At 69.6% G+C, this 13,737-nt stretch carries 14 protein-coding genes; 11 read left to right on the top strand and 3 right to left on the bottom strand.

Annotation, left to right across the window (positions count from 1 at the left end):
- Positions 1-86: 86 nt before the first annotated feature.
- The gene (locus FKR81_RS24715) at positions 87-728 is read left to right on the top strand and encodes a ferritin-like fold-containing protein (protein ID WP_146354863.1); all 642 of its coding nucleotides are present in this window, start codon (positions 87-89) and stop codon (positions 726-728) included.
- 55 nt (positions 729-783) lie between these two features.
- Positions 784-1,008 carry a DUF3107 domain-containing protein gene (locus FKR81_RS24720; RefSeq protein ID WP_146354865.1) on the top strand — a complete coding sequence of 75 codons (225 nt, stop codon included), beginning with the start codon at positions 784-786 and terminating at the stop codon, positions 1,006-1,008.
- Positions 1,009-1,045: 37 nt separating this feature from the next.
- On the opposite strand, the gene FKR81_RS24725 is transcribed toward FKR81_RS24720, so the two are convergent.
- The gene (locus FKR81_RS24725; RefSeq protein ID WP_146354867.1) at positions 1,046-1,351 is read right to left on the bottom strand and encodes a DUF4873 domain-containing protein; all 306 of its coding nucleotides are present in this window, start codon (positions 1,349-1,351) and stop codon (positions 1,046-1,048) included.
- Complete coding sequence (locus tag FKR81_RS24730) at positions 1,348-2,034, bottom strand: TetR/AcrR family transcriptional regulator (RefSeq protein ID WP_146354869.1); 687 nt, start codon at positions 2,032-2,034, stop codon at positions 1,348-1,350. Before FKR81_RS24730 ends, FKR81_RS24725 begins: the two co-directional genes overlap by 4 nt.
- 63 nt (positions 2,035-2,097) lie before the next feature.
- On the opposite strand from FKR81_RS24730, the gene FKR81_RS24735 reads away from it, so the two are divergent.
- On the top strand, positions 2,098-2,985 hold the full coding sequence (locus tag FKR81_RS24735; protein WP_146354871.1) for an AurF N-oxygenase family protein: 888 nt from the start codon (positions 2,098-2,100) through the stop codon (positions 2,983-2,985).
- Positions 2,958-3,752 carry an alpha/beta fold hydrolase gene (locus tag FKR81_RS24740; protein WP_146354873.1) on the top strand — a complete coding sequence of 265 codons (795 nt, stop codon included), beginning with the start codon at positions 2,958-2,960 and terminating at the stop codon, positions 3,750-3,752. Before FKR81_RS24735 ends, FKR81_RS24740 begins: the two co-directional genes overlap by 28 nt.
- Before the next feature lie 67 nt (positions 3,753-3,819).
- Here the strand turns inward: FKR81_RS24740 and FKR81_RS24745 are convergent, their stop codons facing one another.
- The gene (locus FKR81_RS24745) at positions 3,820-4,452 is read right to left on the bottom strand and encodes a TetR/AcrR family transcriptional regulator (RefSeq protein ID WP_146354875.1); all 633 of its coding nucleotides are present in this window, start codon (positions 4,450-4,452) and stop codon (positions 3,820-3,822) included.
- 125 nt (positions 4,453-4,577) lie between these two features.
- Between FKR81_RS24745 and FKR81_RS24750 the strand changes: the two genes are divergently transcribed.
- The 7 genes from FKR81_RS24750 (at position 4,578) to FKR81_RS24780 (ending at position 13,731) form a co-directional block, all read left to right on the top strand.
- Complete coding sequence (locus FKR81_RS24750) at positions 4,578-5,531, top strand: alpha/beta fold hydrolase (protein WP_235921745.1); 954 nt, start codon at positions 4,578-4,580, stop codon at positions 5,529-5,531.
- A gap of 40 nt (positions 5,532-5,571) precedes the next feature.
- On the top strand, positions 5,572-6,561 hold the full coding sequence (locus FKR81_RS24755; protein ID WP_146354881.1) for a DUF3152 domain-containing protein: 990 nt from the start codon (positions 5,572-5,574) through the stop codon (positions 6,559-6,561).
- Between the two features lie 94 nt (positions 6,562-6,655).
- A complete protein-coding gene (moeZ, locus tag FKR81_RS24760; protein WP_146355041.1) occupies positions 6,656-7,828 on the top strand; it encodes an adenylyltransferase/sulfurtransferase MoeZ in 1,173 nt (390 codons plus the stop codon).
- A gap of 150 nt (positions 7,829-7,978) precedes the next feature.
- Positions 7,979-8,776: a TIGR02569 family protein gene (locus tag FKR81_RS24765; RefSeq protein ID WP_146354883.1), complete on the top strand. Its 798-nt coding sequence runs from the start codon at positions 7,979-7,981 to the stop codon at positions 8,774-8,776.
- Between the two features lie 152 nt (positions 8,777-8,928).
- Positions 8,929-10,857 carry a molybdopterin oxidoreductase family protein gene (locus FKR81_RS24770; protein WP_146354885.1) on the top strand — a complete coding sequence of 643 codons (1,929 nt, stop codon included), beginning with the start codon at positions 8,929-8,931 and terminating at the stop codon, positions 10,855-10,857.
- On the top strand, positions 10,854-12,284 hold the full coding sequence (locus FKR81_RS24775; protein WP_146354887.1) for an FAD-dependent oxidoreductase: 1,431 nt from the start codon (positions 10,854-10,856) through the stop codon (positions 12,282-12,284). Before FKR81_RS24770 ends, FKR81_RS24775 begins: the two co-directional genes overlap by 4 nt.
- Before the next feature lie 97 nt (positions 12,285-12,381).
- Positions 12,382-13,731 carry an MFS transporter gene (locus FKR81_RS24780; RefSeq protein ID WP_146354889.1) on the top strand — a complete coding sequence of 450 codons (1,350 nt, stop codon included), beginning with the start codon at positions 12,382-12,384 and terminating at the stop codon, positions 13,729-13,731.
- Positions 13,732-13,737: the final 6 nt, after the last annotated feature.

The following is a 13,737-nucleotide window of genomic DNA, read 5'->3' on the forward strand; positions in this document are numbered from 1 at the left end:
TCTGCGTGATCACGTTCGTGTTCCTCACGCCGGGCGTCGGACACAGTCTACCTGCCGAGACGGTTCTGACCATTAGGCTTCGTCACATGGGTGTCGCGGAGGGTGTTGTCGATCTTCTCGGAGCGCTCGCGTACGGCGAGCTCTCGGCGTTCGACCGGATGACGGAGGACTCGAGGGAAGCGCCGACGCTGGCGGGCCGTGCCGCGCTGGCGCAGATGGCCGCGGCGGAGATCGGGCACTTCACACTGCTGCAGAAGTACCTGGCCGAGCAGGGCGTGCAGGTCGAGGACGCGATGGCGCCGTTCGTCACGGGCTTCGACGCGTTCCACGAGAGCACCCGGCCGAAGTCGTGGCTGGAGTCGCTGGTCAAGGCCTACGTCGGCGACGGGCTGGCCGCGGACTTCTACCGCGAGATCGCCGAGTGGCTCGACGAGCCGACGAAGGAGCTCGTGCTCGCCGTCCTGGCCGACACGGGCCACTCCGCGTTCGCTGAGCGCGAAGTCCTGGCCGCCGTCGACCTGGATCCGCGGGTCCGCGACCGGCTCGCGCTGTGGGGTCGCAGGCTCCTCGGCGAGGCGCTGACGCAGGCTCAGTACGTGGTCGCGGAACGGGATCCGCTGGCAGAGCTCATCGTGCACGGCTCGGGAGACCTCGCCGGGATCGCCGCGTTGTTCCGCAGGCTCCAGCAGACCCACGCCCGCCGGATGTCACAGCTCGGTCTGGGCTAGTGCGACCGCTGGGCTAGTGTTGTGATCAGAGTTTCTAGTTCTCACGGAGGTCAGCGTGGAGGTCAGGATCGGCGTCGCGGAAAGCCCGCGGGAAATCGTCGTGACCAGTGGGCTCACCCCGGACGAGGTCGAGGCACTGGTCGCTGACGCGGTGCAGGGCAAGTCCGGTTTCCTGACGCTGGTGGACCAGAAGGGCGCGCGCTTCGTGGTCCCCGCGCACCGGGTCGCCTACGTCGAGATCGGCCCGCAGGACTCGCGCAAGGTCGGCTTCACCTCGTAGCAGGTGACACAGCTCGCCGAGGCCCTCTGACTTCCCGTCAGGGGGCCTCGGTGCTGTACGGGGGAGTGGAGATGCCGCCGACGCGGTAGCGGCCCCACGGGTCCGGATCGGTCAGCGCGCCGGTGGCCTCGCCCTCGGGCGTCCTGAGCACCGCGGTGCGGGCTCCCGCCTCGACCAGCGCGGTGACCTGCTCGTTCTGCTTGATCCGGCCGTACCAGTGGTAGCGGCCGTCGATCGGCTGGAAGTAGCCGCGCAGGTCGACCTGGACCGGCACCTCGGTCTGCTCGAACACCAGCGTGGCCTCGCCCGAGTAGCCCTCTTCGTCGTGCGCGTGCTCGCTCATCTCTCCACCAATCGCAGCGGGGCCAGCGGTCGTTCGGGATCGGCGTGCACGCCTGCCGAGCGCAGCAGCCCGTCGATGGCGTGCCAGATGATCGTGGCCAGGTAGTCGCTCAGGCTCTCCCGCGACATGGACTGCCGCTCGAGCCACCAGTCACCCGCGTTCTGCACCATCCCGACCAGCGCGTGCGCCCACGGCTCCGCACCGCCGGAGTCCATTTCGTACGAACGCAGGTAATCGCCGAGCAGCCGGGCGAGGCTCGTCGCGATGAGCTCCTTGTCCTCGCTCACCACGTCCTTCTCGACCGGACGGTCCACGAAGGACCCGCGCACGACGAACCGGTAGAGGTTCGGGTTCTCCTCGATCACCGTCAGGTAGGCGTCGACGATCCGCTTGATGCGCTCGCGGATCGGGCCGTCCTCGGCGATCGCCGGGCCCAGCCGGTCCATCAGCATCTCGGTCGCGCGCTGGCCGACCGCGAGGTACAGGTCCGACTTGTCCGCGAAGTGCCGGTACAGCACGGGCTTGCTGACGCCGGCCTCCGCGGCGATGTCGTCCATGCCGACGTCGGGCCCGAGCCTGGCCACGGCCTTGATCGTCGCTTCGACGAACTCCGCCCGCCGGGCCTCCCGGTGGCCCTTCCAGCGTTCCCGCCTGGCGTCCGGGCCCTTGACAGTGGGTGCCATGTGCCGCACGCTACCAGAAGTAACCGTTACCTCAAGTAACACTTACGCCGGGGAGGGCAACCGATGAAGGTCGCCGATCGCGAGAAGACCGCGGAACGGCTGCTCAAGTCGTCCGCGGACAAGTTCTACGACCCCGAGGTCGACATCGACTGGTCCGCGCCGCTCGTCGAGGGCAAGTTCTTCGTCCCCGAGCACCGGATCTCGCTCTACGGCACGTCGCTGTACGACTCGCTGACCCACGAGCAGCGCATCGAGCTCTCGAAGCACGAACTCGCCAGCGTCGCGTCCGTCGGACTGTGGTTCGAGCTCCTGCTCATGCAGATGCTGGTGAAGGTCGTCTACAACACCGATCCGACCACCCGGCACGCCCAGTACGCGCTCACCGAGGTCGCGGACGAGTGCCGCCACTCGACGATGTTCGCGCGGCTGGTCGAGCACGTCGGCTGCCCCGCGTACGGGCCGGTCCGCCAGGTGCACCGGCTCGGCAAGCTGCTGCCGACCGTCGGCTACGGGCCCGCGATGTACGGCTCGATCCTGGTGGCCGAGGAGGTGCTCGACCGGCTCCAGCGCGAGGCGATGGCCGACGAGAACGTCCAGCCGGTCGTGCGGATGGTCAACCGGATCCACGTGCTCGAAGAGGCGCGGCACGTCCGGTTCGCGCGCGAGGAGCTGCTGCGCGGCAGGGCGGAGCTGCGGTCGTTCGAGCTGCCGTACCAGAAGTGGCTGCTCGCGAACGTGTCCATGATGGTCACCCGGTCGATCATCAACCCGGCCGTCTACGCGGCCGTGGGGCTCGACCCGGTCGTCGCCCGCCGCGCGGCCATGGGGAACCCCGCGTACCAGGAGACGATGCGCTGGTCCGGCGAGCGGATCATGTCGTTCCTGTCCGAGGCCGGACTCGTCGGAAAGCCGGGGATGCGCGCATGGCGCCGCTCGTTCTTGATCGGCTGAACGTCGTCGAGTCCGGTGCCTGCTCCGGGACCGGTGACGTGACGGCGGTGCTGCTGCACGCCTGGACCATGGACCTCACCGCGTGGGACCGGGTCGCCCCGGCGCTGCCGGGGCGGGTGCTGCGGTACGACCACCGCGGGCACGGTCGTTCCGGCGCCGGACTTCCCGCGCGGATCTCCGAGCTGGCCGACGACCTCGCCGCGGTGCTGGAGGAGCGCGTTCCGTCGGGGCGGATCGTGCTCGCCGGACACTCGCTCGGCGGCATGACGATCATGGCGCTGGCCGAGTCACGACCGTCGCTCTTCGAGCGGGTGTCCGGGGTCGTGCTGGTGGCGACGTCCTGCGGCGACCTGCCCGCGATGCACCCGGTCGAGCGCTTCGCGGGCCGGTGGCTGGCGAAGCGTCCTCGGGTCGGGTTCGCGCGGGTCATCGCACCCGGTCTGCGGATCGGCGCGTTCGGGCGCGGTGCCTCGTGGGCCGATGTGCGGGCCAGTGCCGAGATGGTCGGCCGGACGGACGGGGCCACGCTGATCGGGATCCGCGAGGAGCTGACCGTGCACCAGCGCCGCTCGGCGCTGGACGTGCTGTCGGACATCCCCACCGCGGTGCTCGCCGGGGGCGCCGACCGGCTCACCCCGTTGCGGCACGCCCGCGCGATGGCGGCCGCGCTCCCGCACGCCGAGCTGGTGATCTACCCGCGGGCCGGCCACATGCTCCCGCTGGAACGCTCGACCGACGTGGCCCACCGCATCGCGTCACTGATGTAGCTGAAATGGCGTCGGGGGCACATTCGCGGACCTCGAGTCCGCGAATTTTGACCCGACGGCATTCGCGTCAGTGCTGCTGGAGCGGGAAACCGCCGCCGATGCCGCGCCACGTCAGGTTGGAGATCAGCGCGACGGCGTCGTCCTTGGAGACCCTGCGGCCGTCGGCGAGCCACTGGCGCGCCGTCACCTGGGACAGGCCGACGAGGCCGACCGCGAGCAGGCGCGCCCGGTCCGGCGGGAGGCCGGCGTCCGCGGTGATCGTGTCGGTGATCGCGTCGACCGAGTCCGTGGTGGCCCGCTCGACCGCCTCCTGCACGGAGGGCTCGGAGCGCAGGTCGGACTCGAAGACCATGCGGAACGCCTGGCCCTCGCCGTCGACGAAGTCGTAGAACGCGGCCACGGTCGCGCGGACGCGCAGCTTGTTGTCCGGCGAGGACGCGATGGCGGCGCGCACGCGGCCGACCAGTTCGTCCACGTGCGACTCGAGCAGCGCCATGTACAGCTCGAGCTTGCCGGGGAAGTGCTGGTAGAGGACCGGCTTCGACACGCCCGCGCGCTCGGCGATCTCGTCCATCGCGGCGGCGTGGTAGCCGTTGGCGACGAACACGTCCTGCGCCGCGGCGAGCAGTTGAGCGCGTCGCGCGGTGCGTGGCAAACGAACGCCACGGCCCGCGGGTGCGCTCTGAGCCGTCTCCGTCATGGTGCCTCCAGCAAGGTCATCTCTGCCGGGAAAGGGGTTGCCCGTCCCCAGCGCGCACGCAACCTTACTCGCTAGTAGCCCAACTCTGGGAACCACTTGAGTGCCTTTTCCCGCATCCTGGTGTGGTGAGCCCCCTGACTGGTGTGAACCTCTCGACGGTGGACCTGCCTCCACTGGACAACACGACCGCGCCGTGGCCCGGCACCTTCCACGAGGTCGACGGGCATTCGCTGCACGTCAGAGAAACGCCTGGACCAGGGCCGACGGCGGTGTACGTGCACGGGCTGGGGGGCTCGGCGACGAACTGGACGGACCTCGCGCAGCAGCTGAGCAACCACGTGCACGGGTACGCGATCGACCTGCCCGGCTTCGGTCGTTCCGAGCCGATCCCCGGCTACGACTTCAGCCTGTCGGCCCACGCCGAAACGGTGACGCGGTTCGTCGAACGGCTGGAGAAGCCGGTTCACCTCTTCGGCAACTCGATGGGCGGTGCGATCTCGGCGTTGGTCGCCGCGCAGCGGCCGGACCTGGTCAGGACTCTCACGCTCATCTCGCCCGCGGTCCCGGACCTGCGCCCGCACCTCAGCCGAGTCTCGGACCCGCGCCTGCCGCTGGCCTACGTCCCGTTCGTCGGCCGCCGGGTGCGCAGGCAGCTCGCCCAGCTCACCGCCCGCGAACGCACCGACCAGATGCTGCGGCTGTGCTTCGCGGAACCGGGCAAGGTGCCCGAGCACCGGGTCGAGGAGACCATCAGGGAGAACGAGGAACGCGCCGCGCAGAAGTGGGCGGAGGCCGCGCTCGGGCAGAGCACGATCGGGCTCATGCGGGCCTGGTTCGCGCCGCGCGGCCGGTCGCTGTGGAACGTCCTGCCGAGGGTGCAGGCGCCGACGCTCGTCGTGTGGGGCGTCGAGGACAAACTGGTGACTGTCAACAAAGGCCCGCGGACGGTCCGGTCACTGCGCGACGGACGACTCCTGGTACTGCCCCGGACCGGCCACGTCGCCCAGATGGAGCGCCCTGCGACGGTCGCCAGGGCCGTTCTGGGCATGTGGGAAGCACTCGATCGACACACATGGTGATGGCAGACGGCTATCCGGGCGATGTGGGACCCTGTTCGGCGTGAACCGGGCGACCGAGAGAGCTGCGGACGAGGTGGACCGCTACCGGCGTGGCGCCCGCCGCACGAGCGCTGAGCCGCTCGCCGCGTCGTGGGAGCCGGAAGGTACTCGACCTGCGCCGCGCAAGCGGAAGAGCGCGAAGAAGCTCGTCGCGAGCTACGGCTGGCGCATCTACGCGATTCCCGTGCTGCTGGTGCTGACCGCGCTCGTCGTGCTGGACACGGTCCAGCCGGGTGGGAGCGCGCCCGCGTCGGGCACGGACAGCAGCGCGTCGGCCCCGCCGACGTCGCAGTCGCCGGACGCGACCGAGATCCAGGCCCCGAAGCAGAACCTGAACATCCCGACGGCGGATCTGCCCGCCGGTCCGGACTACTCGACGGACGGCGCGAAGACGTGGCGCGCGCTGGCGGGCAGCGGGCCCAGGCTCGGTGACGCGGGCGCGAAGAACTTCAAGAAGTACGCCGTCGCGATCGAGGACGGCGTGAAGGCGTCCGACTACGGCAACGACGACGCCGCGTTCGCCAAGTCGGTCGACGACTTCCTCGCGGACCCGCGCAGCTGGATCGGCACGAAGCAGGTCGCGCTGCAGAAGGTCGAGGCGAACCAGAACCCCGACTTCATCGTCAGCCTCACCTCCAGCAAGACGACCCAGCAGATCTGCGGCGCGCAGATCCCGTTCGAGACCTCGTGCTGGGACGACCCGAGCAACCGCGTGGTCATCAACGCGGCCCGCTGGGTGCGCGGCGCGAAGGCGTTCAACGGCGACCTGGCGCTGTACCGCAACTACCTGATCAACCACGAGGTCGGGCACGCGCTGGGCAACCAGCACGCGGCCTGCGGCGAGAACGGTGCGGCCGCGCCCGTGATGATGCAGCAGACGTTCGGCGTCTCGAACAACTTCGTCTCCCAGCTCAACGGGGGAACGGACGTCGTTCCGGCGGACGGCAAGGTGTGCACGCCGAACGCGTTCCCCGCGAACGTGGCGCCCTGATCCCGGCCCTTGGGACGGCTTCCCATCCGGGAAGACAGCAGGCAGGGTGGGTGTTGTCCTGGCCAGGGACATGCTTTTCGTCGAGGAGGACCAGATGGCGCTTCCGCCGCTCGTGGAGCCCGCAGCGGAGCTGACCAAGGAAGAAGTCGCGCGCTACAGCCGGCACCTGATCATCCCGGACGTCGGGGTGGACGGTCAGAAACGACTGAAGAACGCGAAGGTGCTGGTCGTCGGCGCGGGAGGCCTCGGAAGCCCCGCACTGCTGTACCTCGCTGCCGCCGGTGTCGGCACGCTCGGCGTCGTCGACTTCGACGTCGTCGACGAGTCGAACCTGCAGCGCCAGGTGATCCACGGTCAGTCCGACGTCGGCCGCGCGAAGGCCGAGTCCGCGCGCGACTCGGTCGCCGAGATCAACCCGTTCGTCAAGGTCAACCTGCACCAGACGCACCTGAACTCCGAGAACGCGCTGGAGATCTTCCGCGACTACGACCTGATCCTGGACGGCACGGACAACTTCGCCACCAGGTACCTGGTGAACGACGCGGCCGTGCTGCTCGGCAAGCCGTACGTGTGGGGCTCGATCTTCCGGTTCGAGGGCCAGGTCAGCGTGTTCTGGGAGGACGCGCCCAACGGCCAGGGCCTCAACTACCGCGACCTCTACCCGGAGCCGCCGCCTCCCGGCATGGTCCCGTCGTGCGCCGAGGGCGGCGTGCTGGGCGTGCTGTGCGCGTCCATCGGTTCGATCATGGTCACCGAGGCGATCAAGCTGCTGACCGGCATCGGCGACCCGCTGCTCGGCCGCCTGATGGTCTACGACGCGCTGGAGATGTCGTACCGGACCATCAAGATCCGCAAGGACCCGGACTCGCCGAAGATCACCGAGCTGATCGACTACGACGCGTTCTGCGGTGTCGTGTCGGACGAGGCCGTCTCGGCCGCCGCCGGCAACACGATCACGCCGCTCGAGCTCAAGCACAAGCAGGAGTCCGGTGAGGACTTCGTGCTGATCGACGTGCGTGAGCCGCACGAGTTCGAGATCGTGCGCATTCCGGGGTCCGTGCTGATTCCGAAGGACCGGATCCTGTCGGGCGAGGCGTTCGCCGAGCTGCCTCAGGACAAGCCGCTCGTGCTGCACTGCAAGTCCGGGGCTCGGTCGGCCGAGGCGCTCGCCGCGCTGCACAAGGCCGGGTTCCGCGACGCCGTGCACGTGGGTGGCGGTGTGCTCGCGTGGGCTCGCGAGGTCGACCCCTCACTGCCCACTTACTGACGGTGTTGAGCGTGAAAGCCACCTTCACCACGCAGAAAGTGGTGAAGGTGGCTTTCACGAGACATGCACTGGGCTGTTCGGGTGGTGGGCTGAATCACGGCGTGTCGGCCTCCACCACCCGGACGGCGTAGGCAGGTAGCGTGCCTGGCCGTGACCCGTTCTCCCGAGCCGCCCCCAGCGCACGTGCGTGCGGCGTTCGGGGCACGTGACGCAGAGCCCGAGCTGATCGACGGCGGACCGGCCTGGAAGTGCGGCGACGCCACCATCCGCCCGGCGGGCAAGCCGGCCGAGGCGACGTGGGTCGCCAAGACGCTCGACGGCCTCGACGTGCCGGGCCTGCGGATGGGCAGACCGCTGCGGTCCACCGACGGCCGGTACGTGGTCGGTGGCTGGTCCGCGACGAAGTACCTCTCCGGGCGCGCCGAGCCGCGGCACGACGAGGTCGTGAGCGTGGCGGTGCGCCTGCACCAGGCCACCGCGGACCTGCCGAAGCCGAGGTTCCTCGAGACCCGCACGGACATCTTCGCCGTCGCCGACCGGTGCTCGTGGGGCGAGGACGACGTGCCGCTCGACGCCGGGCTCGGCGGGCGGCTGTTCGAGATCCTGGCGGAGCTGCGGAAGCCGATCACGCTCAAGCCGCAGGTCGTGCACGGGGACCTGTTCGGGAACGTGCTGTTCGCCGGGGACGCGGCGCCCGCCGTCGTCGACTTCACCGCGTACTGGCGGCCCGCCGAGTGGGCTGCTGCCGTGGTGGTCGTGGACGCGCTCGCCTGGGGTGGCGCGGACGAGGGCATCCTGCAGCGGTGGGGGCACCTCACCGAGTGGTCGCAGTCGCTGTTGCACGCGTTGCTGTTCCGGCTGGCCGTGCACGCGTTGCACCCGTTGTCGAACGCGCAGTCGCTGGCCGGGCTGGAGCGGGCGGCGCACCAGGTGACCAACCTGCTGTGAGGTAGATCAAACCCGCGGCGATTTCACCAGTGGCCACTTCACGCTGGGCGGCCAAGTTCGTCTGGACGAAACATTCCATGCTTTCGGGTTAACGGGACCTACTTAGCGTCCTCCCTGTGACCCATTGCCCCTACTGCGCACTGCAGTGCTCCATGACGGTGACCGGCCAGCGCGTGCTGCCCGGTCCGGGTGGGCTGTGCCAGAAGGGCTGGACGTCCGCGCAACTGCTGAACACTCCGGGCCGCCTCACCACCCCGCTGATCCACGGCGAGCCTGCCAGCTGGGACGAGGCGCTCGACTTCGTCGCGACGAAGATCAAGGAGTATGAACCCGACCAGGTCGCGGTGTTCGGCGGCGGCGGGCTGACCAACGAGAAGGCGTACCTGCTCGGCAAGTTCGCGCGGGTCGCGCTGAAGACGTCGCAGATCGACTACAACGGCCGGTTCTGCATGTCGTCGGCCGCCGCGGCGGGGAACAAGGCGTTCGGGCTCGACCGGGGCATGCCGTTCCCGCTCGCGGACCTGCGGAACGCCGACGCCGTGCTCCTCGCGGGTTCGAACCCCGCGGAGACGATGCCGCCGTTCATGAAACACCTGACCAACGCCCAGTTGATCGTCGTCGACCCGCGGCGCACGGCGACCGCCGAGATGGCGGCGCTGCACCTGCAGCCCGCGCCGGGCACGGACCTCGCGCTGGCGCTGGGGCTGCTGCACACGGCGTTCATCAACAGCGCGATCGACAAGCAGTACGTGCACGAGCGCACCACCGGGTTCGACGCGGCGTGGCGGGTCGCGGCCGCGTGGTGGCCGGAACGGGTCGAGCGCGTCACCGGGGTGTCGGTGCAGGACCAGCGCGCCGCGGTGGAACTGTTGCGCGGCAACGCCTTCATCCTCAGCGGGCGCGGCACCGAGCAGCACGCCAGCGGCACGGACACCGTGTCCGCGTGGATCAACCTGGCGCTGGCGCTCGGCCTGCCGGGCAGGAAGTACTCCGGGTACGGCTGCCTGACCGGGCAGGGCAACGGGCAGGGCGGGCGCGAGCACGGCCAGAAGGCGGACCAGCTCCCCGGCTACCGCAAGATCGACGACCCGGCGGCCCGCGAGCACATCAAGCAGGTCTGGGGTGTCGACGACCTGCCAGGACCGGGGCGCAGCGCGTACGAACTGCTCGACGCGCTCGGGCAGGACATCAAGACCTTGCTCGTGTTCGGCAGCAACCCGGTCGTCTCGGCGCCGCGCGCGAAGCACATCACGAAGCGGCTCGAGTCGCTGGACCTGCTGGTGGTGGCGGACTTCGTGCTCTCCGAGACCGCCGCGATGGCCGACGTCGTCTTCCCGGTCACGCAGTGGGCCGAGGAGGACGGCACGATGACCAACCTCGAAGGCCGGATCCAGCGGCGCACCAAGGCGCTCAGCGCACCCGAAGGCGTGCGCAGCGACCTGGAGCTCATCAACGGCCTCGCGACCCGACTCGGGCAACCGGAAGAGCGGTTCCCGACCGAGCCCGAAGACGTGTTCACCGAGCTGCGCAGGGCATCACAGGGCGGCGCGGCGGACTACTCGGGCATCACCTACGCACGGCTCGAGACCGAAGAGCTGCACTGGCCGGTGCCGAGCGAGGACCATCCCGGCACGCCGCGCCTGTTCCTCGACCGCTTCGCCCACCCGGACGGGAAAGCGCGCTTCGTCGCGGTCGACCACCGGGGGCCGGCCGAACCGCCGGACGACGAGTTCCCCTTGTACGCCACCACGGGACGCGTGCTCCAGCACTACCAGTCCGGTGCGCAGACGCGGCGGATCCAGGAGCTCAACCAGGCGGTGCCGGAAGCGTTCGTCGAGATCCACCCGGACACCGCGCACCGCGCCGGGCTGGAGGCAGGCGGCACCGCGAAGGTCGTCTCCAGGCGAGGCGAGATGCAGGCCAAGGTGCGGTGCGTGTCGTCGATGCGCCCGGACGTGGTGTTCCTGCCGTTCCACTTCCCCGGCGACGGCAGGGCGAACGTGCTCACCAACCCCGCGCTCGACCCGACGAGCCGGATGCCCGAGTTCAAGGTCTGTGCCGTCCGATTGGAGCCAGCATGAGGCGCGTCGTGATCGTCGGCTACGGCATGGCCGGAGCACGTCTCGCGGACGAGATCCGCCGCAGGGACAAGGAAATGCACGTCACGGTCGTCGGCGACGAGCAGCACGCCGCGTACAACCGCGTCCTGCTGTCCACCGTGGTCGCCGGCACGATGACGCCGGAGTCCGTGAGCCTGCACGACGAGCAGTGGGCGCACGACCACGGCATCGACCTGAGACTCGGCACCACGGTCAGGTCGATCGACCGCAAGGCGCGGACGATCACCATCGACGACGAGGAAATCCCTTACGACGCACTGGTTCTCGCGACCGGCAGCAAACCGTGGGTGCCTCCCACGGAAGGACTGCTCGACCCGGACGGCACGATGGCGCCCGGCGTCGTCGCGTTCCGGTCGCTGGACGACTGCGCCCGGATCGTCGAGAAGGCGGGCCCCGGCATGCCGGTCGCGGTGCTCGGCGGCGGGCTGCTCGGCATCGAGGCGGCGCGCGGCCTCGCCGGTCGCGGCTGCCTCGTCACCGTCGTGCATCCCGTGGGACACCTGATGGAACGCCAGCTCGACGCGGGCGCCGGACGGGTGCTCGCCCGCACGCTCGGGACGCTCGGCATCGAGTTCCGGCTCGGTGTGCTCGCGACGAAGTACCTGGCCGGGGACGGGCTGGCGCTCGACGACGGCTCGCACGTGCCCGCCGAGCTGGTGGTCGTGAGCGCGGGCGTGCGGGCCGACACGAGGCTCGCCGAAGAAGCCGGCCTGACCATCGACCGCGGCATCGTCGTGGACGACGCGCTGCGCACCAGCGACCCGCGCATCCACGCGATCGGCGACTGCGCGCAGCACCCCGGCACGGTGTCCGGACTCGTGCAACCCGCGTGGGACCAGGCATCCGTGCTCGCCGACCGGCTCACCGGCTCGGCGCCGGGCTCCCGCTACAAGGGCACGTCGGTGATCACGCGGCTGAAGGCGCGCGACGTCGACCTGGCCGCGCTCGGCGACGTGCACGTCGACGTCGACTGCCCCGAGTCGGAAGTGCTGTGCTTCACCGACCCTGTGCGCGGCCGGTACGCGAAGCTCGTGCTGCGCGACGACAAGGTCACCGGCGCGATCCTGCTCGGCGCACCCGACGCGGCCGCGACGATCACCCAGCTCTACGACCGCGGCCAGCCCGCGCCGACGGACCGGCTCGCGCTGTTGCTCGGGCGCGCGCTGCCCGGTGAGGCCGCCAGCCCGGCCGACCTGCCCGCGAGCGCGGTGGTGTGCCGCTGCAACACGGTCTCCAAGGGGCAGATCGTCAGCGCGTGGCGCGCGGGCGCGGAAACCGTGTCAGCGCTGGCGGAAGTGACACGCGCCACCACCGGTTGTGGCGGTTGCAAGGACGCGGTGTGCGGTCTCGTCGACTGGCTCGAAGCCTCACAACCGCGGTCCGCGTGATGTGCGACGGAGTTGCCGTTGCCGCAACCCGATCGCACGCACAGGTAATGAGCCGTTCCTACGGTCTTCGCATCCCACGATCCCCCGGAGGTCGGCAATGAGCGCAGTTCTTGAGAAGCCGGAGCAGAAGCCCGCAGCCCGGAGTGGGCGCTGGATCGACCACTGGGAGCCGGAGAACCCCGAGTTCTGGGAGAAGTCCGGCAAGAAGGTCGCCCGCAAGAACCTCATCTTCTCGATCCTCGCCGAGAACCTGGGCTTCAGCGTCTGGGTGCTGATGAGCATCGTCGTCGTGAGCCTCGGCTCCGTCGGCTTCAAGTTCACCATCGGCCAGCAGTTCTGGCTGCTGATCGTGCCGAACCTCGTCGGCGCGACGCTGCGCGTGCCGTACACGTTCGCGGTGCCGAAGTTCGGTGGTCGCGTGTGGACGACGATCAGCGCGGGCCTGCTGCTCATCCCGTGCGCCCTGCTGATCTACGCGGTCACGACGCCCGGCACGCCCTACTGGTTCTTCCTGCTGACCTCGGCCGCGATGGGACTCGGCGGCGGCAACTTCTCGTCGTCGATGGCGAACATCTCGTTCTTCTACCCGGAGGGCAAGAAGGGCCTCGCGCTCGGTCTCAACGCCGCGGGCGGCAACCTGGGCGTCGCGATCACCCAGCTGGTCGTGCCGATCGTCATCACCATCGGCACCGGCATCAACCTCGCCTACGCCGCCGTGATCTGGATGCCGTTCATCGTGCTCGCGACCGCCTGCGCGTGGTTCTTCATGGACAGCCTCACCCAGGCCAAGCCGGACGGCCAGTCCTACAAGCTGGCGCTGTCCAACAAGCACACCTGGGTCATGTCGTTCCTCTACATCGGGACGTTCGGCTCGTTCATCGGCTACTCGTTCGCGTTCCCGTCGCTCATCAAGATCAGCTTCGTCGACTACAAGGGCTGGGTCGCGCTCGCCTTCCTCGGCGCGCTGATCGGCTCGGTCGCGCGTCCGCTCGGCGGCTGGCTGTCCGACCGCATCGGTGGCGCCAAGGTGACGCTGGTGACGTTCGTCGGGCTCGGGCTGGGCACGGTCGGCGTGATGCTGAGCGTCGACGTGAAGAGCTTCCCGCTGTTCTTCGGCTCGTTCATCGCGCTGTTCGTGCTCGCGGGTGTCGGCAACGGCTCGACCTACCGGATGATCCCGGCCATCTACTCCGCGCAGACCGACGACATCAAGTCCGCGAAGCGGCAGGCCGCGGCGGTCGTCGGCATCGCCGGTGCGATCGGCGCGCTCGGTGGCGTGCTGGTGAACCTCGTCTTCAAGTTCTCGCTCGAGGGCAGCAAGACGCTCACCCCCGCGCTGATCGCGATTCTCTTCTTCTACGGGGCCTGTGTCGTGACCACGTGGTGGTTCTACCTGCGCAGCAGGGTGTTCGCGCGGGTGCCGAGCCTGGCCTACGCCGGCGTGTGACGCACA

This window comes from Lentzea tibetensis (genome assembly GCF_007845675.1).
Classification (GTDB): domain Bacteria; phylum Actinomycetota; class Actinomycetes; order Mycobacteriales; family Pseudonocardiaceae; genus Lentzea; species Lentzea tibetensis.

Excerpts from the sequence above, each read along its gene's own strand:
- FKR81_RS24725 (WP_146354867.1), bottom strand. The coding sequence starts at position 1,351 with ATGAGCGAGCACGCGCACGACGAAGAGGGCTACTCGGGCGAGGCCACG.
- moeZ (WP_146355041.1), top strand. The coding sequence starts at position 6,656 with ATGGCGCTTCCGCCGCTCGTGGAGCCCGCAGCGGAGCTGACCAAGGAA.
- FKR81_RS24730 (WP_146354869.1), bottom strand. The coding sequence starts at position 2,034 with ATGGCACCCACTGTCAAGGGCCCGGACGCCAGGCGGGAACGCTGGAAG.
- FKR81_RS24735 (WP_146354871.1), top strand. The coding sequence starts at position 2,098 with ATGAAGGTCGCCGATCGCGAGAAGACCGCGGAACGGCTGCTCAAGTCG.
- FKR81_RS24780 (WP_146354889.1), top strand. The coding sequence starts at position 12,382 with ATGAGCGCAGTTCTTGAGAAGCCGGAGCAGAAGCCCGCAGCCCGGAGT.
- FKR81_RS24740 (WP_146354873.1), top strand. The coding sequence starts at position 2,958 with ATGGCGCCGCTCGTTCTTGATCGGCTGAACGTCGTCGAGTCCGGTGCC.
- FKR81_RS24775 (WP_146354887.1), top strand. The coding sequence starts at position 10,854 with ATGAGGCGCGTCGTGATCGTCGGCTACGGCATGGCCGGAGCACGTCTC.
- FKR81_RS24715 (WP_146354863.1), top strand. The coding sequence starts at position 87 with ATGGGTGTCGCGGAGGGTGTTGTCGATCTTCTCGGAGCGCTCGCGTAC.
- FKR81_RS24745 (WP_146354875.1), bottom strand. The coding sequence starts at position 4,452 with ATGACGGAGACGGCTCAGAGCGCACCCGCGGGCCGTGGCGTTCGTTTG.
- FKR81_RS24770 (WP_146354885.1), top strand. The coding sequence starts at position 8,929 with ATGACGGTGACCGGCCAGCGCGTGCTGCCCGGTCCGGGTGGGCTGTGC.